The following is a 26,019-nucleotide window of genomic DNA, read 5'->3' on the forward strand; positions in this document are numbered from 1 at the left end:
CTGATCGCATCAAGACGGGACATCCCTTCCCCATCAGAACTTCAACCTGCCGTAACTTCGAGACAATCTCTTCGGGCCTCGGTCGCTTGTTTGCCATTCTCAGTCCTCCGTTTCCTAAACATAACGGTGGACCCGTTCAGTTGGGGAGGCTCATATCGCAACTTCAAAGAATGTCTGCCATCCGCCTTGTTCTTTAGAAAAACAAAGTGTTCTGGCGCAAAGAGTTACGGCGCAGCCCACACCGCCGCACATCTTTTGGGGACAGTGGGATTTGGACAAGCCAAACGCCCCTGTCCATCAGGGGTAAGACGCTGCCTTCCCCCTCGGGCAACCCTATTAGACAACACCGTGTCCTCGGCTGCGCCTGCGGGCCGCACCACTATTGTCGAATAGCATTGCCTCGCCCCCATCCGCGTTCGCCACGTGGCAGATCAGCAGGAACAAGCGCCTTCGGCGTCTGATCCGCAAATCAGCCCTGATTATCCCAAATGGGAAGTCAGGATCATTGAAATCGGTCTAGGTGCTGGATGAAGGAAGTGAGGCGAAAATGGCAAGGTTCTGTCGCTGGTGGCAGAACTATGTGTCGCCTGACACAAAGGAAAGTGGCGGACCGAGGAGGATTCGAACCCCCGACCCCTTGATTCGTAGTCAAGTACTCTATCCAGCTGAGCTATCGGTCCGCGTTGGTGAGGCGGTGTTTAGACCTGCTGCCCGAGACGTGCAAGCCGATTCTTCAAAAAAAAATCAAAAAGTCGTGTCCCCGCGCGGAAGGCTGATTTCAAAGACTGTTCCCTCGGGTCCGGTCTCTTTCAAAACCAGATCCCCGCCATGGCCGCGCACCAGCTCCTGCGAGATTGCCAGCCCCAGACCCGAGCCACCCTTTCGGACCCCGCCCTGGAAAGGCGTGAACAGGTTTTCGCGAGCTTTGGGGGGAAGGCCCGGCCCCGTGTCGCGGATTTCGATGCACCACGTGTCGTCGTATTCACACCCGGCAATGGTAACCCGGCCTGGTTTTCCGGAAGCAACCAGAGCCTGTCTTGCGTTGCGCACGAGGTTCATGATGACGCGGTACAATTGTTCGGGATCGGCGCGGGCCACAAGCGCGTCCGGCACTTCGTTCACGATCTCGACGCAAGCATCGGCGACGGCGAGTTGTTCGCTGGCCGCGACATCCGCCGCGATTGCGCGTATCGGAACCATAGTCAGAGTGGGCGCGGGCTCTTCCGCGCGTCCAAACGCCAATGTGCTTTCACAAAGGGACACAGCCCGTGTGATGGAATTCACCAGTTTTGGTGCCATCCGCCGCACCAGCGGATCGTCGCTGGCCTCGATCCGGTCGGTAAACAGCTGCGCCGAGGTCAAGATATTGCGCAGGTCATGGCTGACTTTGGCAACAGCCCCCCCAAGCTGCGCCAGCCTTTCGCGCTGTTTGAGCGCCTGGGTCAGGTCCGTTTGCAGCATCTTCAGCGCCTCCTCGGCCTCGCGCAGCTCCGTCACCTTCGAATTCGGTGTGATTACGCCACGCGCGTCCTCTGGCGCACTGGCATAGCGCTGCATGTAGCCGACAACGCTTTTGATGGGGCGCACAAGTACGACGCGCACGGCGAGAAACAGAAAAAACGCCGTGATGATGGAAATGACGAAGGACAGACCGAGAATACGCAACCCATAGTCAACCATCGCCGTTCGCAAGGGCATGCTGTCCGTGGTGACTTCGATCAGAAGGCCTGCCCCCTTGACCGGTTCTCCGATGACCCGGATGACTTCGTTTTCGGGCTTGAAAAAACGGCTGATCGCATCCCGGATCAGAACCCAGGGGCTTGCATCCCGCAAATCGAACGTGTCAGCGACTGGGCCCGGAATAGGCGACGACAACATCAGTTGCCGAACCTCATCCCGTCGCAATACGACGTTATAGACGCCTGCGTTTGCCAGCAGTTCCGCCTCAAGATCTTCCGCCAGCATATCGTCCGCCAGCAAAGCCAGCGAGGCGATCTGCGCACGTTCGAGCCTGTTCAGCAGAAAATCCTCGCGGAACCGGGCGATCGACGGGACAAAGATCAGGACTTCGGCCAACATGACGAAGACCGTCGTCAGGATCAGAAATCGGCCCGACAGCGAGTTCAATTTGCGCCCCTCCTCAGGTCAGGGAATCCAGCGCTGGACGAACCTGACAACTCGTTTAACTGTCTGATTCTCAAACAGCCTTGGCGAGAAATAGGCACCCGCCACACGTTTGTTAAGCTCTCCGATCGTCGGATAGGGTGAAACCATAGCAGCGATCTGCCCCATCTTCAGGTTATTGGCCAAAGCCAACGACCACAAGTTGATCAGTTCGCCCGCCTGATGCCCGACGATTGTGGCGCCGACGGGTCGGCCTTTCACGACCATGACCTTGACGAAACCTTCGGTTTTGCGCTCGGCAATCGCCCGGTCATTGTGGTGATAGTCAAAGCTGGCGATTTCGAGCTTTTCGCCATGCGCTTTGCGCGCCTGAACTTCGGTCAGTCCGACCTGGGCCAGCTCCGGGTCCGTATAGGTGGCCCAAGGGATATGTGCCGTTTTCGCCCTGGACGGCAGACCGAACAGGGCCGAACGAATGATGACGCCCGCATGATACCCGGCAACATGGGTGAATTGCAGGCCACCTGCCACATCTCCGATCGCATAGACGCGGCGATTGGTCGTGCGCAGCGCGTCATCCGTCCTGAGGCCGGTTCTCGTGCGCTCAATTCCGGCCACGTCCAAGTTCAGACGCTCAATATTGGCTTTGCGTCCGGCAGCGATCAAAAGGTGGGAGCCGCGATGAATATCACCGTTTTCGGCAACGACTTCCACAGCACCTTCTGTTCCGCGAACCTGCGCGACCAAGGCGTTTTCCTGGATATCCACACCTTCACTGCGCAGGGTATCCAGCACCACGGACGCTGCCTCGGGGTCGTCTTTGCCCAAGGCTTTGAGCCCTTCGACAACCGTCACCTTGCTGCCGAGGCGTATATGGGCCTGCGCCATCTCCATCCCGATCGGGCCGCCCCCGATGATCAGCAGGTGATCTGGCCGCTCTTTCAAGTCAAAGATGGTTTCGTTCGTATAATAGGGCACCGTGTCCAACCCCGGAATCGGCGGCACCAGCGGCGACGAACCGGTCGCAATGACGATGCGACGCGCAGAGATGACATGATCCCCGGCCTGCACCTTTTCTGGGGATATGAACGCGCCGTATTCGCGAATGACCTTCACGCCAAAGCCTTCGAACCGCTCCTGGCTGTCCATCGGTTCGATCTGAGCGATCACATCATGAACATGATCCTTTACGGCGGCATAGTCGACCTGCGGGCTGGTATTCGCGACGCCAAAAAGTGCGGAATGCGCCTGACCATAGGCCACCTTGCCGCTGGCAATCAGGGCTTTCGACGGGACGCAGCCGAAATTCAGACAATCACCGCCCATCTTGTGACCTTCCAGCAGGACAACATCCGCGCCCATCTGGCTGGCACCTGCGGCGACAGACAATCCTCCGGACCCGGCACCAATGACCAGGAGGTCGGTTTTCAGCTCTTTCATGGCTCAGGTGCCCCTTTTCGCGCGCAGTGCTTTGAAAACGATGGGCAAGGCGGCCAATACACACAACCCGATAATCGGCCCGATCACGAACGGTTCCCACAGCAATGAAACATCAGGCGTTTCCCCGCGGTCGAACACACCACCCAAACCGACTCCGATCCACGTGTACACGATACCTCCGGGGATGATGCCCAGCGCGGTCGTCAAAAGGAAATTACGGAACTTTACACCGACCAAAGCCGGCACGAGATTGGCAACAAAGAACGGCACGACCGGCACCAGACGCAGCAGAAACAACACCGAGATTTCGTTTTCCCGCAGACCGTCTTTCAGCCTCTTGACCGTCCCTTCTGAAGATTCCAGCCGCGACGTCAGGGCTTCGCCCAAGCCCCAGCGCGCCGCCAGAAAGATCGCCGACGCGCCGATGGTGGCGGACACGACATTGAAAACGGTTCCCGCAAAAAGACCGAAAAGAAAACCGCCCGTCATCGAAGCCACCGCGGCACCGGGAAGTGAAAAGGCCACAATGACGATGTAAATGGCGACAAAAGCGGCTGCCATGATCCAATAGTGACCGTCCCGCCACGCCAGAAGCGCCTCGCGATTGTCCCGCAAGGTCTCGAAAGTCAGGTAATCCCCAAGTGTGAAAAAGCCGACAACGGCAACGCTCAGGATTACAAGCAACGGAATGTGGCGCGCGAAACCATTGCGCGGCGCCTGGCTTGTGTCGGACATCAGATTTTCCGGTTCTTTGTGCTTCATCTTGTGCTCAAGATGCGCTGACTGACGGGCCAGCAACAGGGGGATCACGGGGCCTTGATCTTTGTGGCACCGAATGTGAGAGATTTCGGCGATAAACGGGTATTTTGAAACCTTTTGCCGTTGCCGGTAACAGAATTGTTGCAAAAGCTGCGAAAACCTGGCCGTTGGGGTTTGACTTACCCTCCGCTTGGCAGTAGAGGACGGGCTTCGAACACCACGGGCAGGCGAATCCGCGCCGCACCCGACCGCATAGATTGGAGACGGAGCGATGAAACGCACCTATCAGCCTTCGAACCTGGTTCGCAAACGCCGCCACGGTTTCCGTGCGCGCATGGCCACTAAGGCCGGCCGCAAGATCCTGAATGCACGTCGCGCACGCGGCCGCAAATCGCTGAGCGCGTAAACCGCTCACCGATCAGGTTATGAACATGACGCCGCCGGAGGCCCCTGAGGTTGGTAGGAACCACCCCGGGAACAAGCCCCCGGCGGCGTCCGTTTGTGCATCTGCACCTCTGACCGTTCTCAAGAAACGGTCCGACTTTCTGAAAGCGGCGCGTGCCCGCCGACAAGGCACGTCTTCGATGATGGTTCAGGCCCGCAAGCGCGCGCCCGGCGAGGGCGTCGGGATTCGCGTGGGGTTCACCTGCTCGAAAAAAGTGGGCAATGCCGTGGCCCGCAACCGCGCCAAGCGCCGTCTGCGCGAAGCCGCGCGGGCCGTGTTGCCCGAAGCCGGCCGCGACGGGTGGGATTACGTCCTGATCGGCCGCGCCGAGGGTACCGCCAACCGCCCCTATGACGCACTGTTGGACGACCTGCGCTATGCGCTCCGCAAGGTGCATGCGGCCGAAAAATGACCTTCCTGTCCCATATCGTCGCCCTGCCTGTTCGGGCGTATCGGCTGATCTTCAGCCCATGGGTCGGTTTCAACTGTCGCTACCAACCCACCTGTTCCGCCTATGCGCTTGAGGCGCTGGAGAAACACGGGGCGGTCAAAGGATCCTACCTGGCCGCTCATCGGATCTGCCGTTGCCACCCTTGGGGCGGCGACGGATACGATCCGGTACCTGACGACAAGCATAACGACCCTTCGTCCTGACCCCTCGTCAGACTTGACCGGCAAGTGCCGCGCCTGAACAGTTGGACCAGTCCAACCCGAGGTCCCGATGAAATCCCCAGCGCGCGATACCCTGCCAACCCACGATGTCCGGAACCAACCGCCCGCGCGCGGCGGCACCGATCTTTGGCTGTCTGATCCGGTCCTGCAAGACGCAGCAAAGACAGCGGGCGCGCGCGCTTTGGAGCTGGCGGCATATGGCAAAACACTCGGAACCGAAGAAGCGCGGGAACTGGGGCGGGAAGCCAACCGGCATCCTCCAGAGCTGCGGCTGTTCGATCCCGGCGGTAGGCGCCTGGACGAGGTGCGCTTTCACCCGGCCTATCATCAGATGATGCAGATCAGCCAATCGGCGGGCTATGCCGCACTGGCCTGGGATGGACAGCCCGGAGGGCACGCGACCCATGCGGCGATGGTCTATTTGGCCGGACAGGTCGAACCCGGGCATTGCTGCCCGATGACCATGACCTATGCAGCAATCCCTGCACTGGCCGCCAATGAACACATTGCCTCGCTCTGGCAGCCAAAACTCATGGCCCGCCACTATGATCCTTCGAAGGAACCGATCGGTCAAAAGACCAGCGCGACGCTAGGGATGGCGATGACCGAGAAACAGGGCGGTTCGGACATACGCGCCAATACGACCATTGCGACACGCGACGGGGATCACTGGCGCTTGCGCGGGCACAAGTGGTTCTGTTCCGCGCCAATGTCGGATGGGTTCCTGACACTGGCACAGGCGCCCGGCGGGTTGACCTGTTTTCTGGTGCCCCGCTGGCTCGAGGGCGAACGCAATGCGATCCACCTGATGCGTCTGAAGGACAAGCTGGGCAACAAATCCAACGCATCTTCGGAAATCGAGTATCATGACGCGCTGGCCTATCAGTTGGGCGAAGAAGGCGCGGGCATACGCACCATACTGGAAATGGTGCACCACACGCGGCTTGATACAGCCATGGCACCGGCCGGGCTGATGCGTGCCGCGCTCAGCGCAGCGCATCATTGGGTGGAACACCGCAGCGCATTTCAGCGCCGATTGATTGATCAACCGCTGATGCAAGCGGTCCTGTCCGACCTTGTTCTGGACTGGGAAGGCGCAGTGACTCTGGGAATGCGTGTGGCGCAGGCATTTGACGGTCAAACGCCCGAAGACAAGGCCTTTGCCCGGATCAGCGTCGCATTGGCCAAGTTCCTGAACAACAAGCGCTGCCCGGTCGTCGTCGTCGAAGCGATGGAAGTGCTGGGCGGCATGGGGTATGTCGAAGACACGCCCTTGCCCCTGATCTATCGTGAAGCGCCCCTGAACAGCATCTGGGAGGGGTCAGGCAACGTGATCTGCCTCGATATCCTGCGCACTCTGGCCCGTGAGCCGCTGGCTGCCGAGGTTCTGGAGGCCGAGTTGGATACGGTGACAGGCGCAGACAGAAATTATGACGCAGCACTGACCGCGCATCGCAGCCGCTGGCCCGGTCTGCCGCCCGAGGCCGAAGCGCGCTGGTACGCTGAACGCACGGCACTGCTGCTGACAGCCTCGCAATTGCTGCGCCATGCGCCCGGCGCTGTGGCTGACGGCTTTGTTGCCACACGTCTTTCCGGTGACAGCGGCCACATTCCCGGAGCAGTAGCCGGGTTGGATACTGGCGCCCTGCTGGCGCGGCTTGGCTGACCCGCCACTTGCCCGGTTGCGCCATCTGCTGTAGTGGCAGCGCATGTTTGATGATGCAGATGATATCCACCCGCTCTTTGCCGGCGCGCCCTCGACCACCGAGTTCAAAAAACTGCGCAAACGCATCGTGCGCCAGACCCGCGAGGCGATCGAGCAATACGGGATGGTGGACCCGTCCGCCCACGACAAGGACGGCAAACCGCCACGCTGGCTTGTCTGCCTTTCGGGCGGCAAGGACAGTTATACGCTGCTGGCCGTCCTCTACGAACTCAAATGGCGCGGATTGCTGCCTGTCGATCTTCTGGCTTGCAATCTGGATCAGGGGCAACCCGGATTTCCGGCAACGGTCCTGCCAGAGTTTCTGGACCGCATGGGTGTGCCACACAGGATCGAGTATCAGGACACATACTCTGTTGTGATGGACAAGGTCCCGCAGGGCCGAACATATTGCGCCCTGTGCTCGCGACTGCGCCGCGGCAACCTGTATCGCATTGCCCGGGAAGAAGGCTGTTCCGCCGTCGTGCTGGGCCACCACCGCGACGATATTCTCGAAACGTTTTTCATGAATCTCTTCCACGGAGGCCGTCTGGCCACCATGCCACCGAAACTGGTGAATGAAGAGGGAGATCTTTTTGTCTTTCGCCCGCTTGCCCACGTCGCCGAAGCCGACTGCGAGAAATTTGCCAAGGCCATGCAATATCCGATCATCCCCTGCGATTTGTGCGGCAGTCAGGATGGGTTGCAACGGCAGCAGGTCAAACAGATTCTCGATCAATGGGAATCGAACAGTCCGGGTCGGCGTCAGGTTATGTTCCGCGCGTTAACAAATGCACGCCCGTCGCACCTTCTGGATGCGAAACTCTTTGATTTTGTTAATCTTTCCGTAAACTCCGACGAAAAAGCGGAAAATTTGGAAGAAATACCGCTTCTGCGTTAACGACTGACTCAGACTGGCTTCCTAGGCTCGGCATACCATTCATGCCCAAGGTCAGGACCCGATGTGGAATCATCCTTTCGTCGACCGTATTTTTGAAGCTTTGAGAAACGTGGCATACGGCCCAGCCGTTCTTGCCTTTGTTCCGGCAACAAGCCTGGGGGCGTTCTGGCTTGGCGGTGAACGCGCTTTGGTCGCGGTGGCCCTGGGCTTGCCCCTGATGATTGCCGGTATAGGCGCAATGGCCCCCAACCCGGCAGACAGGAAACGGCAACAGGGTGGCCTGCTGCCGAATTACCAGTTCGAAACCGTTCTGGCAGAGGTGCTCTCGGATAGTCGCCGCAGCGGTGAAACGTCGGCCTGTTTCGCTGTAATCCTGGACGACTATACGCAAATGCTTGAACTGCATGGCCAAGCAGCAGCAAACCATGTGGCACAGCAATTCTGCTCTCGTGTCATGTCCATGATCCGCGCCAGTGACTCCGCGACCCGGATCGATGGAAACAAGATGATGGTTGTTCTGCACCCGGCGCAACAGCTTGATCTGGAAACCTGCATTCAGATGTCGGGACGAATGCAATCCGCGGTCGAAGACCCCATCATGCTGAACGGAACCGGAGTTTACTTGTCCTGCTCTATCGGTTTCTGCCTCAGCAGCAATGTCCCCGACGACACCGCGACGGATTGGTGCAACGCTGCAAACAACGCGCTGCAAGAAGCACAGCAAAACGGGCCGTCGACGATTCGTGCCTTTTCGTCCGAAACACGTCGCCGGGCTCAGGTCAGAACCAATCTGCGCAAGGAATTTGATGCGGCGCTGGAAAGCGGTGAAATTCGTCCATGGTTTCAACCGCAGATCTCGACGGATACCGGGCGCGTGTCCGGGTTCGAGGCTCTGGCCCGCTGGGAACACCCGAAAAAAGGAGTGCTGGGTCCCAATGTCTTTCTGCCCTTTGCCGAACAGGCGGAGTTGATGGGCAAACTGGGGCAGGCGATGCGGCATCACGCCTTTTGCGCAATGCGCGAATGGGATCGCGCCGGTCTGACCGTACCACGCATCGGCATCAACTTTTCGTCGGACGAATTGCGTGACCCGGGGCTGATCGACCGCCTGAAATGGGAATTGGATCAATGCGATCTGACCCCGGACAGATTGGCGGTCGAAGTATTGGAGACCGTGTTTTCCAGAGGGCCGGATGACGTAATCACCCGCAATGTCACGGGCTTGGCCGCGATGGGGTGCTGTATCGATCTGGACGATTTCGGCACAGGGCATGCCTCGATCGCGTCAATCAAGCGGTTCAACGTGTCCCGGATCAAAATCGACCGCTCTTTCGTGACAAAGGCGGACCAGGACCCAAGCCAGCAGCAGTTGGCCAGCGCAATTCTGACCATGGCAGAACGGCTGAGTCTGGAAACGCTTGCTGAAGGTGTTGAAACGCCCGGGGAACACGCCTTGATGGCGCAATTGGGATGTGACCACGTTCAGGGGTTTGGCATCGGCAAGCCCATGCCTTTCGAAAAAACCAAGGGCTGGATCACGTCTCATCGCAACAAGATCGACGGAATGCCCAAAATCGGGCGGCAAACCGGCTGAAGAACCGGAAACTGCGCCACAGAAGACCAATCCGTGACGAAATGACGAGCGATTCCGCTTGACCTTTGGGCCTGCACTCTGTTGAACCCTGCGGGTGTCTTTCACTGCTCAAGGTGGCTGTCCCAGATGGACGATCAGAACAAGAATCTCATCCTCGCAACCGCGCTCAGCTTTCTCGTGATCCTGGTCTGGTTCGTGCTGTTCCCCCCGCCGGAACCCACACCAACCACGGAACAGGCTGAAATCGCCAGCATCGAAGGGAATGAGGTTCAGACGCCCAGCGCCGCTGATACCGGTACGGTCGGCGAAGCAACTGCAAGCGCCACTGAAGCCGAAGCCGAACCCGAGGCGCCCCGCGTCAGCATCGACACGCCCCGCCTGACGGGCAGCCTGTCGCTTGCCGGTGGCCGAATTGATGAACTGTCTCTGAAGGATTACAAGGTTTCACTGGCCGAGGATTCTCCGATCGTCGAACTTCTGTCCCCAGTTGGAAGTGACTCGGCCTATTATGCGCTTTATGGCTGGGCCCCCGGCGCGGGCCTGTCGGTCACGGACGTTCCCGGCCCGAACACTCTTTGGACGCTTGAGCAGGGCGAAACTCTGGGTGTTGACACTCCGATCACGCTGGCCTGGGACAATGGAAACGGCCTCACCTTCCGCCGCACCATTGCCGTTGATGAAGACTATATGTTCTCGGTCACCCAGTCGGTCGAGAACACCACGGACGCCGAAGTCGGCATGGCCCCCTACGGCATTCTGGCCCGCCACGGCATGGGCGAAGACGGTGATCTGCCGGGCCTGAAGAACTTCTTTATTCTTCACGAAGGCGTCATGGTCATGTCTGACGGCGTTCTGGATGAGATCGACTATGGCGATGTGCGCGATTTCGATATCGACCCCAATGAACGCGCACAGGCCGAGGTCTATCAGGTCAAAGAAGGCGGCTGGATCGGGTTCACGGATCACTACTGGATGACCACCCTGATCCCGGCCGAGGGTGCAGCGTTCAAGGCCGCTGCCAAATACGATTCACGTCGCAAAATCTATCAAACGGAAACGGTGCTGCCGACACTGACAGTCGCGCCCGGTACGACGGAAGAGGTCACGACCAGACTGTTCGCCGGTGCCAAGGAGTGGGAAACCATCCGGGAGTATCAGGCAGAAGGTGTTCAGAAGTTCATCGACAGCATCGACTGGGGTTGGTTCTACTTCCTGACCAAGCCGATCTTCTGGCTGCTGCACAACATCAATGCCCTGATTGGAAACATGGGCTGGTCAATCATCGGCCTGACGCTGATCATCAAGGCCATCCTGTTCCCGCTAGCCTTCAAGTCCTACGTCTCGATGGCGAAGATGAAGGAATTGCAGCCGCAAATGGAAGCCCTGAAAGAAGCCGCAGGCGATGATCGCCAGAAAATGCAGCAGGGTATGATGGAGCTGTACAAAAAGGAAAAGGTGAACCCTGCCGCAGGCTGCTTGCCAATTCTGTTGCAGATTCCGATCTTCTTCTCGCTGTACAAGGTGATTTTCGTGACGATCGAACTGCGTCAGGCCCCATGGTTCGGCCCGTTCCAGGACCTGAGTGCGCCGGATCCGACGTCGATCTTCAACTTCTTTGGCTTGCTGCCTTGGGCCGCACCTGCACCCGAAAGCCTGATGGCGCTGATCTTCATCGGTATTCTGCCGCTGCTGCTGGGTATTTCGATGTGGTTGCAGCAGAAACTGAACCCGGCGCCAACCGATCCGACGCAGGCCATGATCTTTGCCTGGATGCCTTGGGTCTTCATGTTCATGCTGGGTGGTTTCGCCAGTGGTCTGGTCGTGTACTGGATCGCGAACAACACTATCACGTTCACACAGCAATATCTGATCATGCGCAGCCAGGGCTATAAGCCGGATGTATTCGGAAATATAAAGTCCGGTTTCAAGCGGACGCCAAAAACGGACAACAAATGAGCGGAACGGTCTCAAGCCTTTGGCGCCACCCGATCAAAAGCCATGGGCGAGAAGCCCTGAGCCAAGTCACACTCATCCCCGGGCAGACCATGCCCGGGGATCGCGTTTGGGCGGTCGCTCATGAGGCCGCCAAAACCGATGGTTCGGAATGGGCACCCTGTTTCAATTTCAGCCGCGGTTCAAAAGCGCCTCAGTTGATGGCCATTTCGGCCGAATTGCAGGGCGACCGGGTTACATTGCGCCACCCGCAGCGACCGGATCTCGGTTTTGCGCCGGACACCGAACAAGAGGCTTTTCTGGACTGGGTAAAGCCACTTATGCCGGCGGACCGGGCCGCATCTGCCCGGATCGTTCGGGTTCCGGGGCGCGGTATGACGGACAGCGACTTTCCATCGATCAGCCTGTGCAACATGGCATCGCATCGCGCAGTCGAACAGAAACTGGACCGGACTCTGTCCATTGTTCGATGGCGCGGCAATATCTGGTTCGAAGGTCTGCCGTTATGGGATGAGTTTGACTGGCTGGGTCGTGACGTGCGCATTGGCGAGGCCGTGCTTCGCGTTCGCGAGCGGATCACGCGATGTATGGCCACCACCGCCAATCCCGAAACCGGTGAGAGGGACGCAGACACCCTGCGCGCCCTGAACAGTTGGGACCATCAGGATTTCGGCGTTTACGCCGAGGTCCTTCAGGGCGGCGAAATCCGCGTCAACGATGAGGTGCAGGTGCTATGACCACGCTTCCCTTCCCCCTGGCCGAAGACCCGGATGAATTCGCCCTGGAACGAGGCCGCAAACTGTTTGCAGGCCCGTCCGAGTTCGTCAAAGGCGTTGTCGCCATGAACGGTCTGCCTGCCCCGGACCGGTTGGAAGTCTGTTTTGCGGGGCGTTCGAACGTGGGCAAGTCCAGCCTGATCAATGCCTTGACCGGCACGAAGGGTCTGGCCCGCGCATCCAACACACCCGGCCGCACGCAAGAGATCAACTTTTTCACCCAAGGCCCGGAACTCTATCTCGTGGACCTGCCGGGCTATGGCTATGCAAACGCCCCGGTGAAAGTGGTCGAGAAGTGGCAGAAGCTGCTGAAACAATATCTCAGCGGGCGCCAGACACTGCGCCGTGCCTTTGTCCTGATAGACTCGCGCCACGGGGTAAAACCGGTCGATGACGAAATCATGAAGTTGCTGGACACCAGCGCCGTGACGTTTCAATGCGTACTGACCAAGGCAGACAAGGTCAAAGCCAACGAACGCGAGAAGGTGTTGGAACAAACCCGGGCTGCGTTGTCCAAACATCCCGCAGCTTTTCCGGAGATTGTGCTCACGTCTTCCGAAAAGGGTGATGGCATCGCGACCCTGCGGTCCATCATTGCGCATCTGGAATAGCTTCGCCCTTGGCAGCGTGGGGCAAAGGTCCTAACACGGTTTTCCAGAAGGACTTTAGCTATGAAGACACGAGATATGAACCGGGACTGGATCGCCACCGCAGCCACACTCAACAGCGCCCTGCCCTATTTGCAGCGCTATGATGGAGCCATTGTCGTCATCAAACTTGGCGGGCACGCCATGGGCAGCGACGAGGCGATGGAAAGCTTTGCCCGGGACGTGGTTCTGATGCGCCAGGTGGGTGTGAACCCGGTGGTCGTCCACGGCGGTGGTCCGATGATCAATGCAATGCTGGGCAAGCTGGACATTCAATCCGATTTCGTGAACGGCAAGCGAGTGACCGACAAGGCCACGGTTGAAGTGGTCGAAATGGTTCTGTCCGGCCTCGTGAACAAACGCATCGTACAGGCGATCAATGATCAGGGCGGGTCGGCCGTGGGCTTGTCTGGCAAGGACGCAAGCCTGATGGTCTGCGATCAGACAGATGCGTCGCTGGGCTTTGTCGGCACTCCGGCCGAGATGAATCCGAAGATCCTGCACGATCTGTTTTCCCATGACGTAATCCCGGTCATTGCGCCGCTTGGTGCAGGCCGCGACGGTGAGACATTCAACGTCAATGGTGACACGGCAGCCGGGGCAATCGCATCTGCGCTCAAGGCAGACCGTCTGTTGCTGCTGACGGATGTTTCCGGTGTCAAGAACGCGGCGGACGATGTCGTGACCGAACTCAAGGCCGGTCAGATAAGGGAAATGACCCGCGAAGGCACCATTGCAGGCGGCATGATACCCAAGACGGAAACCGCGCTGGACGCCCTGCACAGCGGCGTGCGGGCGGTTGTCATATTGGATGGGCGTGCACCGAATGCCGTGCTGCTGGAGCTGTTCACCGAACACGGGGCCGGGTCACTGATACGCCCGGACTGACCCCCGCACGAGAGGAGGAGACATGACACATCTTGCACAGCCTTCCTCTGATCGTGACGCGACGCCTTATGAACAGGTTGAAAACGCCGCCGGTCATGCTGGTTTGTTGGTCATGGGCGCACTGCATCCTCGCCACGTTGCTGCCAAAGACCTCGACACCGGTACGCTGATCCTGTTGGGGGCCGGGCCGGACTTCTGGCCCGCACTGAAAGCCTCACCAGAATGGCACCAGGCCGACCCCGTTGACCGATGGTCGAAAAGGGTGGTCAGTCAGATGGCCGAGGCGCTCGGTGCCCGGGCGTATTTTCCGTTTGGCGGCCCCCCGTACACGCCATTCATCGACTGGGCGCTCAAATCTGGACGGACGTTCAGCAGCCCGGTCGGGGCATTGGTGCATGATACCGTTGGCATGATGATTTCCTATCGGGGCGCACTGCATTTTGCCGAAGAGTTCGCCATCCCAGCCCCTGCCGGCGTGTCGCCTTGCGAAACCTGCGCCGCGCCTTGCACGACGACCTGTCCGGTCAGCGCGCTGAACGCGCAGGATCTCTATGACGTCGCTGCATGCCACGACCATCTTGGCACCGCTGAAGGTCAGACCTGCATGTCTGGTGGGTGTCTGGCCCGCCTTGCCTGCCCCCTGAGCGCGGGCGCGGGGCGCGACCCCGAACAATCGGCCCATCACATGAAAGCCTTTCATCCGTCATGACCCGAATTCTGATCCTGACACGTCATGCGAAATCCAGCTGGGATAGCCCGGGTCTTGGCGATCATGACCGCCCGCTGAACAAGCGTGGACGAAAGTCAGCTCCGGCCATCGCTGCTTGGTTGCGTCACCACGGATGGCTACCGGATGAAGTTCTCAGTTCCACATCAACCCGCACCCGCGAGACATGGGATCGCATGGGTTTGCAGGCCAAAAAAATCAGTTTTCTCAGCGCCCTCTACCACGCTGATTCAAAGGTCATGCTGCGAGAGCTTTCGGGCGCTACGGAACCGGCTGTATTGATACTGGGTCACAATCCCGGGATCGCCGATTTCGCCAACCGTCTGGTGCGACAACCGCCAAATCATACACGCTTTTTCGATTATCCAACCTGTGCAACAACCGTCATGTCGTTCGACTTAAACAGCTGGGCCGAGGTCCGATGGCAAACCGGGACGGTGCTGGGGTTCACCATCCCGCGTGAGTTGATCGAATAGAAAAAGGCGGGGCAACACCCCGCCATAATTCTTTCAGCCTTTGTGCAGGTCAGTGACCCAGAATCTGGCTCAGGAACAGTTTGGTCCGCTCGCTTTGCGGGTTGTTGAAGAACTCTTCGGGTTCGTTCTGCTCCACGATCTGACCGGCATCCATGAAGATCACGCGGTTGGCGACCTGGCGGGCAAAACCCATCTCGTGAGTCACGCACAGCATGGTCATGCCTTCCTCGGCCAGTTCGATCATGGTGTCGAGCACCTCTTTGATCATCTCGGGGTCCAGCGCCGATGTCGGTTCATCGAACAACATGATCCGTGGCATCATGCAGAGCGAGCGGGCGATCGCCACACGCTGCTGTTGACCGCCGGATAGCTGACCGGGAAACTTGTCAGCCTGCTCGGGGATTTTCACCTTTTCAAGGAAATGCATTGCACGCTCTTCAGCCTCTTTCTTGGGCGTCTTGCGCACCCAGATTGGGGCCAGCGTACAGTTTTCCAGAATGGTCAGATGCGGGAACAGGTTGAAGTGCTGGAACACCATTCCGACCTCGGAGCGAATCTTGTCGATGTTCTTCAGGTCATTCGACAGCTCGATCCCGTCCACCACGATCTTGCCTTGCTGGTGTTCTTCCAGCGCGTTCAGGCAGCGGATCAGGGTGGACTTGCCCGAACCCGACGGGCCCGCGATCACGATCCGCTCGCCCTGATTGACGGTCAGATTGATGTCGCGCAGCACGTGGAAGGACCCGTACCACTTGTTCATTTGGTTGATTTCGATGGCGACCTCGTCGCTCACCTGCATCTTGGAGCGGTCGATTTCGCGGTCGATTGCAAGTTCAGACATGTGTTGAACTCCTTAACGATGATCTGTGGCAAGGCGACGCTCGAGCCACTGAGAATATTGAGAGATGCCGTAGCAGACGACGAAGAACAGAAGCGCGGCAAAGCCCAGAAGCTCCCAGTAGACGCCGTTCCATTCGGTCGACGCCAGGATGGGTCCCCGGATCATGCCCACCAGATCGAACATCGAAATGACCGAAACCAGTGTCGTATCCTTGAACAGGCCCACGGCCACGTTCACAATCCCGGGGATCGAGATCTTCAGCGCCTGCGGCAAGATGATAAGCCGCATCGCCTGCGGATAATCCAACCCAAGACTGTCTGCGGCCTCGTACTGCCCGCGCGGAAGCGCTGCCAGGCCGCCGCGGATCACCTCGGCGATATAGGCGGACGAGAACATGGTGATCATGATCACAACGCGCAGGAACAGGTCGACCGTGCTGTCAGGCGGGAAGAAATAGGCCAGCATCACCGAAGCCACGAACAGCAGCGTGATCAGAGGCACGCCGCGGATGAACTCGATGAAGATGACGCAGACCCACTTGATCAGCGGCATGTTCGACTGTCGCCCCAAGGCCAGTGCGATCCCAAGTGGTACCGACAGCGACACACAGGTTACGCCCAGCATCATGTTCAGCATGAAACCGCCCAGGTCACGGCTGGGAACGGCCGTCAGCCACGCATTCTCTGATGCGCCTTCCGGGATCAGGGCCCCTCCGACGTTCCAGATGACAAGTGCCGTCACAATTGCTCCGAAGAACCCGGCGGCAAAGTTGTTGTTGCCCAGCTTCTGGAAGACACCACCGGCGGCTATGCAGCCAACTAGTGCAACCAGAGGCACGAGGATCGTGCCACCCCAGATCAGCCAGAAAGCCAGGAAGGGATAGACCGCAGTGAACAACAGCATCTTGCGAGGCAAGTCAAAGAACAGCACCGGCGCAATCGCCACCAGCATCAGAACAAAGGCCAGGTTCGGCCGCCAATAGGCATCGACGGGGTACTTGAACCCATAGATCAGCTGAGGCCAGCGTTCCGTCAGAACCGCGAAACAGGCTCCGGTCTTGTCCCCCAGAATCTCGCGGCATTCCGCGAGCGAGTTGGCATTCCACACTCCGTTCAGAATCCATGGCAAGGTATTCTTGAGAAGAATGTAGATCAGGATTAGCGACAGAACTGTCAGGATCGAGTTGACGACCCCTGAGAACAGATTCTCGCGCAGCCATTTGATGACGCCGGTCTCATTTGCCGGCGGCGGTGAGGGCGGGATGGTGCCTTCGGCCACGAAGGCGATCGGGTTTGTTGCTTGATCACTCATGGCTCAGCGCTCCTTCAGCTTGACGGAAGCGTTGTAGATGTTCATCCCCGTCGAAATCAGCAGCGAGGCCGTGAGGTAGAACAACATCAGCAGCAGAACGCATTCAATCGCCCGGCCGGTCTGGTTCAGGGTAATACCACCCAGTGTTGCGGTGATATCCGCATAGCCAACGGCAATCGCGAGAGACGAGTTCTTGGTGATATTCAGATACTGCGAGATCAGCGGCGGGATGATGACCCGCAATGCCTGGGGCAGGATGACCAGTTTCATGATCCGTCCCTGACGCAGGCCCAACGCGGCGGCCGCCTCGGTCTGACCTTTGCTGATCGCCTGAATACCCGCACGCACGTTTTCCGCGATAAAGGCACCGGTATAGATCGACAGGGCAAACCACAGCGCAATCAGTGGACCACCGGCATTCAGTCCACCGCTGAAGTTAAAGCGCTTCAGCTCGGGGACATCCCAGGTCAGGCCCATGATGATCATCAACAGCACAAAAGGCACCAGCCAGATTGCCAGTTTCGGCAACAGCGTCGCGGGACGCTCGCCGGTTTCCTCCTGCTTCTTGGTCGCGCGTTTTTCGACTTCGCCACTGACGAACCACGATCCGATCAGGACGGCGATGACCAGCAACCAGTTCAGGGCTGTCGATGCAAACAGGCCATTGGCGAACTCGGGACGGGGAAAATAAATGCCTCGATTGGTAAAGGCAAAGGACCCAAACAGCATTGAAGACGTCGGGTTTTCCCCCCGGAACGCGCTGGGCGCCGGCAACACGGCCGTCATGATCGTGAAGATGATGATGATCCAGATCAGAACCGGGATGTTCCGAAAGATCTCGACATATACTGCCATCAGCTTCGACACGAGCCAGTTGTTCGACAGTCTCAGAACACCCGCGATCACACCGAAAACCGTTGCGGTGATACAGGCCAGGAAGGCCACGAGCAGTGTGTTCAGCAAACCGACAAGTGCCGCGCGTGCATGCGATGACTGACTGTCATATTCAACAAGACGCTGGTTGATGTCGTACCCGGCGGAATCGCCGAGGAAAGCATAGGAAATATTGAGCCCTGCGGCCCTGAGGTTCTGGATCAGGTTGTTGCCCAGATACCAGATGGAAAGCGCAATGACGATGGCCGCAATCACCTGAAATGTAAGAGAGCGATAGCGGGTATCGTTTATGAGCATAGACAACCGAAAATCAGCTTTCGGTGGGTCAGTCATAGTCGACATATTTTGGGATCCCCGTGGCTTGCGAGCTGTTTCATTTCGGCGAGGTTTTCCCCGCTCTGCATCTGCCCGCAGCAATTTATTGTAGAAGAGGGCGCAGGTTGCCCCGCGCCCTCTTCCATTGATGCCTTAACGGAACGGCGGCGAGTACAGCAGGCCGCCTTCGGTCCACTGTGCGTTCAGGCCGCGCGCCAGGCCGATCGGTGTTTCTTCACCGATGTTCTTGGCGAAGATTTCACCATAGTTGCCGCCAGCTTTGATCGCTTTGGCCGCCCAGTCGGCGTCCAGACCCAGCATTTCACCCAGAGTGCCTTCTGTACCCAGCAGGCGGTTGATTTCCGGGTTGTCGGTGCCAGCGCTCAGCTCGTCGATATTTGCCGAGGTCACGCCCAGCTCTTCAGCCGAAATCAGTGCGTTCAGGGTCCAGCGGACAACGTCGCCCCACTCGTGGTCGCCATGACGGACCAACGGGCCCAGCGGCTCTTTCGAGATGATTTCGGGCAGCAGGATGTGCTCGTCCGGCGCTTCGAAGGTGGCGCGGGTTGCGGCCAGGCCCGATGCATCGGTGGTGTAAACGTCACATGCACCAGCCAGGTACTGCTGCTGCGCTTCGGCGTTGGTTTCGATCGGAACCGGCTCGTAGCTGATGTTGTTGGCACGGAAGAAATCGGCCAGGTTCAGCTCGGTGGTGGTGCCGGTCTGGATGCAGACACGGGCGCCGTCCAGTTCCTTGGCCGAGCTGACGCCCAGCGCCTTGGGAACCATGAAGCCCTGACCGTCATAATAGTTCACACCGGTGAATTCGAACTTCAGGTCGACGTCGCGGCTGAAGGTCCAGGTGGTGTTTCTTGCCAGCATGTCGATCTCGCCCGAGGCCAGAGCGGTAAAACGTGTCTTACCAGTGGTCGGAACGAATTCAACGGCGTTGGCGTCACCCAGAACGGCAGCAGCAACGGCGCGGCACAGCGATACGTCAAAGCCTTGCCATTCGCCATTTGCGTCGGGCGCAGCAAAACCAACCAGACCGGTGGTCACACCACAATTCAGCTTGCCGCGTGCTTTAACGTCGTCAACGGTCCCTGCCATGGCTGCGCCAGCAGCAAGACCGGCAATCGTTGCCGCGCCCAAGATTACGGATTTTTTCATTTTTACCTCTTCCTGATTTTCCGCCTCGTCCGAGACGGCTCTGCCCGGCAAGTGGATGCCGGATAGGTTACCCCAAAGGTGTCTCCCCTTTAGTGGCACTGAGTTTGGGCGTATTCATAAACAAACGTCAAGGGCCGGATCATCGAAATCGATGGATCAGGCCCCAAGCTGTTTACAGATTTGCTCAAAAAACCGGAATTTAGGATCAAACCGATAATTCAAAGAAGCGTTTGGCATGCATAAAGGCTGCTTTCTTGGCCTCGGCAACCTGATGGGCTTCTTCGTCATGGCCCCATTGTTCAATTTGCCAGGTTTCATCCAATCTTGAAATGCGCCATATTTCGTCCGGATTGCGCCAATTCATGGCGGCCGCAAAGCCAAGAATCAATGACCCCGACAAGCTGACAAGATCGTGAAAAGCGGCCAGTTGGAACGCATCCAGCCCGTGCACCCGAGAACGCAATGTCGCCAGGGCGGATTCCGGCTGCGGTTGATGCAGGACGCCCGCAACCGGAACCAGACGGGCAGACAGCGCGGTCTCGGCCCAATCCAGGGCGGGGTCCCATTCGGCGCTCTGACGATCCTGCAACTCCTGCGGGTGGGTTGCGCGATAACACAATAAATCGGAATCGCCGTAATCGGCCAGCATGTCGGCCACTTCCCCGTGCTGGATGCGGACTTTGTCAATCGCTGCATTTGCAGAACGGGTGAACGGCATCACGGCAGGATCAACTTCTTTTTCCTGCGCGTCCCATTCCCCTGCCACCGCTTCGGCCATGGGGCGGGTTGGCAGGATCAGGTCTGCCTTGGCGGGTGTTTTGACCCTGCGGCCATCCAGTTCGACGGTGAAGCCGCCATCAACCGCGACAACGGTGCTGTCCTTCCAGAAGCGTTTCGGTTTCCAGTCACTCATCTTTCAATTCCACATCCCAGCCAGCGCATTGGGCAACTGGTCAAAGGTTTCGATAATGCAAGAAGCTGCGGTCAGAGCCGATCGGTCATGATAGCCCCAGATGACGCCGATGCCGCGAACACCGGCGGCCGCGGCCATATCCATGTCAAAGCTCGTGTCGCCGATCATCACTGCGCAGGCCGGATCGACCCCGGTTTCCGCCAATGCGGTCTGCACCATGGACGGATGCGGCTTTGACGGGTGGTGATCCGCGACCTGCCGGGTCACGAAATACGGTTCCAGCCCGTGGGCTTCGATCAATGCGTCCAACCCGCGCTGCGACTTGCCGGTTGCCACGCCAAGAAGCACTTCGGGCACGGCATGCAACGCTTCAATCGCCTCGCGCGCACCGGGGTACAACGGCGAACTTGCCGCGCCCAATTCAAGACGATGGGCGTGATAGGCCTCTTTATACCCGTCGACCAGATCGTTCTGGACCGAAAGAGGCTGTTCCGGCGCCAACCTGGCGATGGCATGCGGCAGCGACAAGCCGACAATGGACAGGATCGCCTTTCGCGTCGGAACCGGCACGGAAGCGGCCTGAAAGCTGGCGGTCATGGAATGAACGATGCTGCCCTGACTGTCGACCAGAGTACCGTCGACGTCGAACAGGACCAGCCGCAAGGGTGCGCTCATTGCAGTTCCTCAAACGGGTCGTCAGCCGCCAGATCCTCGCTCCATCCGAACGTGTCCCAGCTGTGCTTCATATGCTCGGGCAAGGGCGCCGTCACGGTCACTGGTTTCCGCGTCACCGGATGCAGGAAGGACAGTCGCCGTGCGTGCAGATGCAGCTTTTTGCTGATGATCCCACCCAGTTGCGCGCCCCATCCGTCGCCAAGGTTTTCCTGACCCGAACCGCCGTATTTTCCGTCGCCGATAATCGGATGTCCGATTGCGGCCATATGCGCCCTCAATTGGTGCGTACGTCCGGTGATCGGCTCCATCGCGACCCAGGCGGCGCGGCCGGCAACTCGATAGAGTGTTGCGTAATGCGTATGCGCGCGTTTTGCGCCCGGAGTGCTGTCAATTTCGTTCATATGCACGGGGATCATCTTTTCACCCTCGCCGTGCTTGCCATGACCGGGCGCCTTGACAAGGCCGGTCTTGATCTCACCCAGGTAAGGCGTTGGAACACCGGCAACCAGCGCCCAGTAGATCTTGCGCGTATCGCGGTGACGGAAAGCGGCCGTCAGACTCTTGGCGGCCTCACGCGTGCGTGCCAGCAGCAGAACACCTGACGTGTCCTTGTCCAATCTATGAACCAGCCGAGGGTTCTCGTCATAGCCGAACCGCAGCGCTTCGGACAGGCTGTCAACATGCCTTGTCTGCCCGCTGCCGCCCTGCACCGGCAGACCATGCGGCTTGTTCAGCGCCAGAATGTGATCGTCGCGGTAGATCACGCAGGATTGGATCATCTTGGCATCCGCATCCGAGATGTGATGCTTGACCTCAGCCGGTTTGTGATCAGCGTCCGGCAAAGGCGGCACGCGAACAACCTGTCCTGCCTCCAACCGGGTCGAGGCCTTGGCACGGCTACCGTCAACACGCAATTCTCCCTTGCGGCACATCTTTTCAATGCGCCCCTGGCTGACATGCGGAAACAGGCGGCGCAGCCAGCGATCCACGCGCTGGTCCCCATCCCCTTCGGCGACTGTAATAATCTGCACGCCACTCATGCCATTACCCCTTTTTCCGCGCGGGTGATCCGCCCGGATTGCGTGTTTATCCGTGTCCCAGAAATCATGGGCGTCTGTCGCGCGCAACGCGGCAAGAGTCAAGGTATCTGGCTCTGGATCTCAGATGTTCGAGAAGTCGCCGTGCCGCCCCGCTCCATCCCGAAAACGGGCCGCACCAGCGGTTCCTTCGCGGCGAATGGCATCCAACCCGTTGGCCCATTCGACCTTGAGAGCGTCACGAACCGGCATTCCACGGGTTTCGATGATCGACCGGCGGTCTGCCCGAACGGCCTCTTGCGGGAAACGGGCGATATCATGTGCCATGTCTTCAGCCGCCTTTCGTGCTGTGCCATGCGGAACGACCTTTTCCGCCAGCCCAATCCTGTAACACTCCTCCGCCTCGACCTTGCGCCCGGTCAGAGCAATCTCCAACGCCTTGCCCTGCCCCACCAGACGCGGCAACCTGACCGAACCACCATCCATCAGGGTAATCCCCCAGCGGCGGCAAAACACACCCAAGTAAGACGTTTCCGCCATGACCCGGATATCGCACCACAAGGCAAGCTCCATTCCTCCGGCCACTGCCGCGCCCTCTATCGCGCCGATGACAGGTTTCGAAAGCTCCAGCCGCGACGGCCCCATGGGCCCCAGCGTTGACGGGGCCGAACCGATGGGAAAACCATGTTTGTCGAAATACGCCTCGCGCCGTTCGGGATCGGCCAGCGATGCGGCAAGTTTCAGATCCCACCCTGCACAGAAATTGCCACCTTTGCCCCAGAATACCGCAGCCTTGGCCGAACTGGCCTCGAAACTCAGAAATGCCTCAACCAGAGCCTCGGCATGTTCCGTATCAACGGCGTTCCGCGCATCCGGCCTGTCGTGAATGACGGTCCAGACATCTTCGGATTTTTCGATTGAAACCGACATATCAAGTCCTCCCCTGCATGCATTGACCCAAGGGAAGCGTCCAATTTCAATCCTGTCGCCTGTGACGCCGCGGAACGCCCACGACTGACCCTGCGTAACTAGCTGTTCCGCTGCGCCCGCAGCTTGGCAAAGTAATCGAGGCGTTTCTTCAGCTCACGCTCGAACCCGCGCTCGACCGGCTGATACAGAACCGGGCGTTTCATCGTCTCGGGGAAGTAGTCCTGACCGGAAAACCCGTCCTCGGCATCATGGTCATAGGCATAGCCCGCGCCGTAACCCTGATCCTTCATCAAAGAGGTCGGCGCGTTCAGGATATGCTTGGGCGGTGGCTCGCTGCCCGACTGCTTGGCCAATCGCATTGCCGCCTTGTAGCCGACATAGGTGCCGTTGGATTTTGGCGCCAGCGCTAGATAGACCAGCGCCTGAGCAAGCGCCAACTCTCCTTCCGGGGAACCCAGACGTTCGTAGGTTTCCCACGATTGCAAGCAAATGGCCTGCGCCTGTGGATCGGCCAAGCCTATATCCTCGACCGCCATGCGTGTGATCCTGCGTGCAAGATACCTTGGGTCCTCGCCCCCGGTCAGCATGCGCGCAAACCAATACAAAGCCGCATCGGGATCAGATCCGCGCACCGATTTGTGCAGGGCCGAGATCAGGTTGTAATGCTCATCACCGGACTTGTCGTATTTTGCGGCCCGCCGCATCAATCGCGTCGACAGCGCATCAGGGCCCAGCGGCGCATCCACCTTCCACGCCGAAACCTGTTCGATCAGGTTCAGCAAAGCCCGACCGTCGCCATCGGCCATCTCCTGCAACGCATCGCGTGCGGCAGGCGTCAATGGCAACGCACGGTTCAGCTCTTTTTCGGCCCGCTGGGTCAGACGCTCCAGATCGGCAAGGCTGAGCCGTTCCAGCACCAGCACCTGCGACCGGCTGAGCACAGCGGCATTCAGCTCGAATGACGGGTTCTCGGTCGTTGCGCCGACCAACAGAATGGTGCCGTCTTCCATATGGGGCAGAAACCCATCTTGCTGAGCCTTGTTGAAACGGTGGATCTCGTCCACGAACAACAAGGTGCCCTGCCCGTTCTGGCGGCGTATTTTCGCGGCCTCAAAAACTTTCTTCAGATCCGGCACACCGGTAAAGATCGCACTGATCTGAACGAAATGCAGATCGGTTTCCTGCGCCAACAGCCGTGCAATCGTCGTCTTTCCAACTCCGGGTGGACCCCAGAAGATCAGGCTGGACAAACTACCTGCCGCCAGCATGACACCCAGCGGGGCCTCGGGGCCCAGCACTTGTTCCTGCCCGATCACCTCGGCCAGGGTTCGAGGCCGCAACCGGTCAGCCAGAGGCCGGTGTGGGGAAGCGGCGGGTTCTGCCGGCCCGGTATCGAACAGATCACTCACAGGTCACAACCGGAACCGCAAAGAAACGGACCGCCCCCCGCGCAGCAGACCTATCTGCACGTAACGGCCCGGGTCGGTCAGCGCGGTCTCAACGTCCCGTGGGCGCTGAATTTCTTCGGCATTGATGCTTTCAAGAATATCACCGGTTCGCAAACCCGCCCTTCCACCATACGGACCGGGATCCACCACGACGACACCGGTCTGCGACAGCGACAAACCCATCTTGGTGATCACGACAGGATTGACCCGAGATACCACCAAGCCCGGAAGAACGGTTCTGTCATTCAACGTCGTTTCTTCGGCGGCCGGAACGTCAGGGGCTTTGATAAGGGCCACCTCGACATCTTCACTTTGCGCACCGCGCAAACGGGTCAGAACCGAGGTTCCACCAACCCCGGCGACCGACATCCGAAACTTCATCTCGGCGGGCGAGTTTACCTCATCCCCGTCCACATGGGTTACCACGTCTCCCACTCTGAACCCTGCGTCGCGCAAAGGGCTGAGTTCATGCAGGTCAGAGATCACAACGCCCAACGGGATGGCCAGACCAAGGGATTCCGCGATATCCGCGCTCATGTGTTGACCCGACATTCCTGCCCACGGGCTGACGAAGGTTTCGTTTCCCTGCTGCGCCTGCTTGAGGAATTGCGCCACAAGATTGGCGGGGATGGCAAAGCCTATTCCGTTTGACCCACCCGATCGGGTCAGAATCGAGGTATTGATCCCGATAAGCTGGCCATTCACATCGATAAGCGCCCCGCCGGAGTTGCCCGGGTTGATTGCCGCATCCGTCTGGATGAAATATCCGCGGCCATTCCCGGTTGCCGTGCCCGTGCGCGCCAGCCCCGAGATGATGCCGGACGACACCGTCTGCCCCACCCCGAACGGGTTTCCGATGGCCAGGGCCAACTCTCCGACTTCGACCTGATCGGAATCGCGAAGGGTCAGATAGGGCAGGTCTTCGGCCTCTTTCAGCCGCAGGATCGCAATATCGCTTTCCTCATGGCCCAGCACAACCTCGGCCGAAAACTCGCGCCGATCGGTGGTCACGACCTGGATCTCGGTCGCGGATCCGACCACGTGATAGTTGGAAACAACATACCCATCGTCAGACAGGATAACCCCGGAACCCAACGAGTTTTGAACCCGCTGACGTGGTTCGCCAAACCCCCGGCCAAAGAAATCCTGAAAGAACGGGTCCGAGAAAAACGGGCTTGCCCGGCCCTGCCGGACGATCTTGGCATAGATGTTCACAACCGCCGGCGATGCCTGTTTCACGACCGGGGCAAATCCCAACGAAATCTCGGCCTGTGACTGCGGAACTTTCGTTTCGGCCATTCCTTGCGTCGCGCAGGTCAAGGCAACAAGGGTCAGCATTACGCGGATCATGGTGGCTCCGTTTTTTGCGATTGGCCCAGAT

At 59.0% G+C, this 26,019-nt stretch carries 25 protein-coding genes and 1 tRNA gene; 12 read left to right on the plus strand and 14 right to left on the minus strand.

Annotated features, from left to right (window positions below):
- Positions 1 to 603 precede the first annotated feature (603 nt).
- The 4 genes from GOW31_RS14585 to GOW31_RS14600 form a co-directional block, all read right to left on the minus strand.
- A tRNA-Arg gene (locus tag GOW31_RS14585) sits at positions 604 to 680 on the minus strand.
- A gap of 64 nt (positions 681 to 744) precedes the next feature.
- Positions 745 to 2,127 carry an ATP-binding protein gene (locus tag GOW31_RS14590; RefSeq protein WP_254441729.1) on the minus strand — a complete coding sequence of 461 codons (1,383 nt, stop codon included), beginning with the start codon at positions 2,125 to 2,127 and terminating at the stop codon, positions 745 to 747.
- 18 nt (positions 2,128 to 2,145) lie between these two features.
- Positions 2,146 to 3,564 (minus strand): NAD(P)/FAD-dependent oxidoreductase, encoded by a 1,419-nt coding sequence (locus GOW31_RS14595; RefSeq protein ID WP_171171027.1) that lies wholly within the window; start codon positions 3,562 to 3,564, stop codon positions 2,146 to 2,148.
- Positions 3,565 to 3,567: 3 nt separating this feature from the next.
- A complete protein-coding gene (locus GOW31_RS14600; protein ID WP_171171028.1) occupies positions 3,568 to 4,299 on the minus strand; it encodes a TVP38/TMEM64 family protein in 732 nt (243 codons plus the stop codon).
- A 295-nt stretch (positions 4,300 to 4,594) separates the two neighbouring features.
- Here GOW31_RS14600 and rpmH point away from each other — a divergent pair, with 295 nt between their 5' ends.
- From rpmH to GOW31_RS14660, 12 genes are all read left to right on the plus strand, one after another.
- Positions 4,595 to 4,729, plus strand: a complete 135-nt coding sequence (rpmH, locus tag GOW31_RS14605; protein ID WP_005980833.1) for a 50S ribosomal protein L34 — start codon at positions 4,595 to 4,597, stop codon at positions 4,727 to 4,729.
- A 25-nt stretch (positions 4,730 to 4,754) separates the two neighbouring features.
- Positions 4,755 to 5,180 carry a ribonuclease P protein component gene (gene rnpA, locus GOW31_RS14610; RefSeq protein WP_171171029.1) on the plus strand — a complete coding sequence of 142 codons (426 nt, stop codon included), beginning with the start codon at positions 4,755 to 4,757 and terminating at the stop codon, positions 5,178 to 5,180.
- Positions 5,177 to 5,422 (plus strand): membrane protein insertion efficiency factor YidD, encoded by a 246-nt coding sequence (gene yidD / locus GOW31_RS14615; protein WP_152456928.1) that lies wholly within the window; start codon positions 5,177 to 5,179, stop codon positions 5,420 to 5,422. The genes rnpA and yidD overlap by 4 nt, the downstream gene beginning before the upstream one ends.
- A 67-nt stretch (positions 5,423 to 5,489) precedes the next feature.
- Positions 5,490 to 7,106, plus strand: a complete 1,617-nt coding sequence (locus tag GOW31_RS14620) for an acyl-CoA dehydrogenase family protein (RefSeq protein WP_171171030.1) — start codon at positions 5,490 to 5,492, stop codon at positions 7,104 to 7,106.
- 43 nt (positions 7,107 to 7,149) lie between these two features.
- The gene (gene ttcA / locus GOW31_RS14625; protein WP_171119626.1) at positions 7,150 to 8,043 is read left to right on the plus strand and encodes a tRNA 2-thiocytidine(32) synthetase TtcA; all 894 of its coding nucleotides are present in this window, start codon (positions 7,150 to 7,152) and stop codon (positions 8,041 to 8,043) included.
- A gap of 61 nt (positions 8,044 to 8,104) precedes the next feature.
- Positions 8,105 to 9,637, plus strand: coding sequence for a bifunctional diguanylate cyclase/phosphodiesterase (locus GOW31_RS14630; protein WP_171171031.1), 1,533 nt, complete (start codon positions 8,105 to 8,107; stop codon positions 9,635 to 9,637).
- A 126-nt stretch (positions 9,638 to 9,763) separates the two neighbouring features.
- Positions 9,764 to 11,593: a membrane protein insertase YidC gene (gene yidC / locus GOW31_RS14635; RefSeq protein ID WP_171119628.1), complete on the plus strand. Its 1,830-nt coding sequence runs from the start codon at positions 9,764 to 9,766 to the stop codon at positions 11,591 to 11,593.
- On the plus strand, positions 11,590 to 12,327 hold the full coding sequence (locus GOW31_RS14640; protein ID WP_171171032.1) for an MOSC domain-containing protein: 738 nt from the start codon (positions 11,590 to 11,592) through the stop codon (positions 12,325 to 12,327). The genes yidC and GOW31_RS14640 overlap by 4 nt, the downstream gene beginning before the upstream one ends.
- Entirely contained in the window at positions 12,324 to 12,977 is a 654-nt protein-coding gene (yihA, locus tag GOW31_RS14645; protein WP_170346454.1) for a ribosome biogenesis GTP-binding protein YihA/YsxC, read from the plus strand. Before GOW31_RS14640 ends, yihA begins: the two co-directional genes overlap by 4 nt.
- A 60-nt stretch (positions 12,978 to 13,037) precedes the next feature.
- Complete coding sequence (gene argB / locus GOW31_RS14650) at positions 13,038 to 13,901, plus strand: acetylglutamate kinase (RefSeq protein ID WP_171171033.1); 864 nt, start codon at positions 13,038 to 13,040, stop codon at positions 13,899 to 13,901.
- A 22-nt stretch (positions 13,902 to 13,923) separates the two neighbouring features.
- On the plus strand, positions 13,924 to 14,610 hold the full coding sequence (locus GOW31_RS14655) for a ferredoxin (protein WP_171171034.1): 687 nt from the start codon (positions 13,924 to 13,926) through the stop codon (positions 14,608 to 14,610).
- A complete protein-coding gene (locus GOW31_RS14660) occupies positions 14,607 to 15,104 on the plus strand; it encodes a histidine phosphatase family protein (protein WP_171171036.1) in 498 nt (165 codons plus the stop codon). The genes GOW31_RS14655 and GOW31_RS14660 overlap by 4 nt, the downstream gene beginning before the upstream one ends.
- Before the next feature lie 49 nt (positions 15,105 to 15,153).
- On the opposite strand, the gene GOW31_RS14665 is transcribed toward GOW31_RS14660, so the two are convergent.
- From GOW31_RS14665 to GOW31_RS14710, 10 genes are all read right to left on the minus strand, one after another.
- The gene (locus GOW31_RS14665) at positions 15,154 to 15,945 is read right to left on the minus strand and encodes an amino acid ABC transporter ATP-binding protein (protein ID WP_171119634.1); all 792 of its coding nucleotides are present in this window, start codon (positions 15,943 to 15,945) and stop codon (positions 15,154 to 15,156) included.
- Between the two features lie 12 nt (positions 15,946 to 15,957).
- Positions 15,958 to 17,256, minus strand: a complete 1,299-nt coding sequence (locus GOW31_RS14670) for an amino acid ABC transporter permease (RefSeq protein ID WP_171119635.1) — start codon at positions 17,254 to 17,256, stop codon at positions 15,958 to 15,960.
- A 3-nt stretch (positions 17,257 to 17,259) separates the two neighbouring features.
- Complete coding sequence (locus tag GOW31_RS14675) at positions 17,260 to 18,492, minus strand: amino acid ABC transporter permease (protein WP_152456917.1); 1,233 nt, start codon at positions 18,490 to 18,492, stop codon at positions 17,260 to 17,262.
- 126 nt (positions 18,493 to 18,618) lie between these two features.
- Complete coding sequence (locus GOW31_RS14680; RefSeq protein ID WP_152456916.1) at positions 18,619 to 19,635, minus strand: amino acid ABC transporter substrate-binding protein; 1,017 nt, start codon at positions 19,633 to 19,635, stop codon at positions 18,619 to 18,621.
- 205 nt (positions 19,636 to 19,840) lie between these two features.
- A complete protein-coding gene (locus tag GOW31_RS14685) occupies positions 19,841 to 20,548 on the minus strand; it encodes an ATP12 family chaperone protein (RefSeq protein WP_171171038.1) in 708 nt (235 codons plus the stop codon).
- Between the two features lie 3 nt (positions 20,549 to 20,551).
- On the minus strand, positions 20,552 to 21,223 hold the full coding sequence (locus tag GOW31_RS14690; protein WP_171171040.1) for an HAD-IA family hydrolase: 672 nt from the start codon (positions 21,221 to 21,223) through the stop codon (positions 20,552 to 20,554).
- The gene (locus GOW31_RS14695; protein ID WP_171171042.1) at positions 21,220 to 22,263 is read right to left on the minus strand and encodes an RluA family pseudouridine synthase; all 1,044 of its coding nucleotides are present in this window, start codon (positions 22,261 to 22,263) and stop codon (positions 21,220 to 21,222) included. The genes GOW31_RS14690 and GOW31_RS14695 overlap by 4 nt, the downstream gene beginning before the upstream one ends.
- Before the next feature lie 120 nt (positions 22,264 to 22,383).
- Positions 22,384 to 23,190 (minus strand): crotonase/enoyl-CoA hydratase family protein, encoded by an 807-nt coding sequence (locus tag GOW31_RS14700; RefSeq protein WP_171171044.1) that lies wholly within the window; start codon positions 23,188 to 23,190, stop codon positions 22,384 to 22,386.
- 98 nt (positions 23,191 to 23,288) lie between these two features.
- Positions 23,289 to 24,599: a replication-associated recombination protein A gene (locus GOW31_RS14705; RefSeq protein WP_171171046.1), complete on the minus strand. Its 1,311-nt coding sequence runs from the start codon at positions 24,597 to 24,599 to the stop codon at positions 23,289 to 23,291.
- Positions 24,600 to 24,602: 3 nt separating this feature from the next.
- The gene (locus GOW31_RS14710) at positions 24,603 to 25,988 is read right to left on the minus strand and encodes a trypsin-like peptidase domain-containing protein (RefSeq protein ID WP_171171049.1); all 1,386 of its coding nucleotides are present in this window, start codon (positions 25,986 to 25,988) and stop codon (positions 24,603 to 24,605) included.
- Positions 25,989 to 26,019: the final 31 nt, after the last annotated feature.

The organism is Ruegeria sp. HKCCA0370 (assembly GCF_013033705.1).
GTDB lineage: Bacteria > Pseudomonadota > Alphaproteobacteria > Rhodobacterales > Rhodobacteraceae > Ruegeria.

Coding starts and splice junctions, on each gene's coding strand:
- yidC (WP_171119628.1), top strand. CDS start 9,764: ATGGACGATCAGAACAAGAATCTCATCCTCGCAACCGCGCTCAGCTTT.
- GOW31_RS14690 (WP_171171040.1), bottom strand. CDS start 21,223: ATGAGCGCACCCTTGCGGCTGGTCCTGTTCGACGTCGACGGTACTCTG.
- GOW31_RS14640 (WP_171171032.1), top strand. CDS start 11,590: ATGAGCGGAACGGTCTCAAGCCTTTGGCGCCACCCGATCAAAAGCCAT.
- GOW31_RS14675 (WP_152456917.1), bottom strand. CDS start 18,492: ATGTCGACTATGACTGACCCACCGAAAGCTGATTTTCGGTTGTCTATG.
- GOW31_RS14655 (WP_171171034.1), top strand. CDS start 13,924: ATGACACATCTTGCACAGCCTTCCTCTGATCGTGACGCGACGCCTTAT.
- GOW31_RS14695 (WP_171171042.1), bottom strand. CDS start 22,263: ATGAGTGGCGTGCAGATTATTACAGTCGCCGAAGGGGATGGGGACCAG.
- ttcA (WP_171119626.1), top strand. CDS start 7,150: ATGTTTGATGATGCAGATGATATCCACCCGCTCTTTGCCGGCGCGCCC.
- GOW31_RS14685 (WP_171171038.1), bottom strand. CDS start 20,548: ATGAGTGACTGGAAACCGAAACGCTTCTGGAAGGACAGCACCGTTGTC.
- GOW31_RS14700 (WP_171171044.1), bottom strand. CDS start 23,190: ATGTCGGTTTCAATCGAAAAATCCGAAGATGTCTGGACCGTCATTCAC.
- GOW31_RS14670 (WP_171119635.1), bottom strand. CDS start 17,256: ATGAGTGATCAAGCAACAAACCCGATCGCCTTCGTGGCCGAAGGCACC.
- GOW31_RS14620 (WP_171171030.1), top strand. CDS start 5,490: ATGAAATCCCCAGCGCGCGATACCCTGCCAACCCACGATGTCCGGAAC.
- GOW31_RS14600 (WP_171171028.1), bottom strand. CDS start 4,299: ATGTCCGACACAAGCCAGGCGCCGCGCAATGGTTTCGCGCGCCACATT.
- GOW31_RS14710 (WP_171171049.1), bottom strand. CDS start 25,988: ATGATCCGCGTAATGCTGACCCTTGTTGCCTTGACCTGCGCGACGCAA.
- rnpA (WP_171171029.1), top strand. CDS start 4,755: ATGACGCCGCCGGAGGCCCCTGAGGTTGGTAGGAACCACCCCGGGAAC.
- GOW31_RS14660 (WP_171171036.1), top strand. CDS start 14,607: ATGACCCGAATTCTGATCCTGACACGTCATGCGAAATCCAGCTGGGAT.
- yihA (WP_170346454.1), top strand. CDS start 12,324: ATGACCACGCTTCCCTTCCCCCTGGCCGAAGACCCGGATGAATTCGCC.
- GOW31_RS14630 (WP_171171031.1), top strand. CDS start 8,105: ATGTGGAATCATCCTTTCGTCGACCGTATTTTTGAAGCTTTGAGAAAC.
- argB (WP_171171033.1), top strand. CDS start 13,038: ATGAAGACACGAGATATGAACCGGGACTGGATCGCCACCGCAGCCACA.
- GOW31_RS14595 (WP_171171027.1), bottom strand. CDS start 3,564: ATGAAAGAGCTGAAAACCGACCTCCTGGTCATTGGTGCCGGGTCCGGA.
- GOW31_RS14680 (WP_152456916.1), bottom strand. CDS start 19,635: ATGAAAAAATCCGTAATCTTGGGCGCGGCAACGATTGCCGGTCTTGCT.
- rpmH (WP_005980833.1), top strand. CDS start 4,595: ATGAAACGCACCTATCAGCCTTCGAACCTGGTTCGCAAACGCCGCCAC.
- yidD (WP_152456928.1), top strand. CDS start 5,177: ATGACCTTCCTGTCCCATATCGTCGCCCTGCCTGTTCGGGCGTATCGG.
- GOW31_RS14665 (WP_171119634.1), bottom strand. CDS start 15,945: ATGTCTGAACTTGCAATCGACCGCGAAATCGACCGCTCCAAGATGCAG.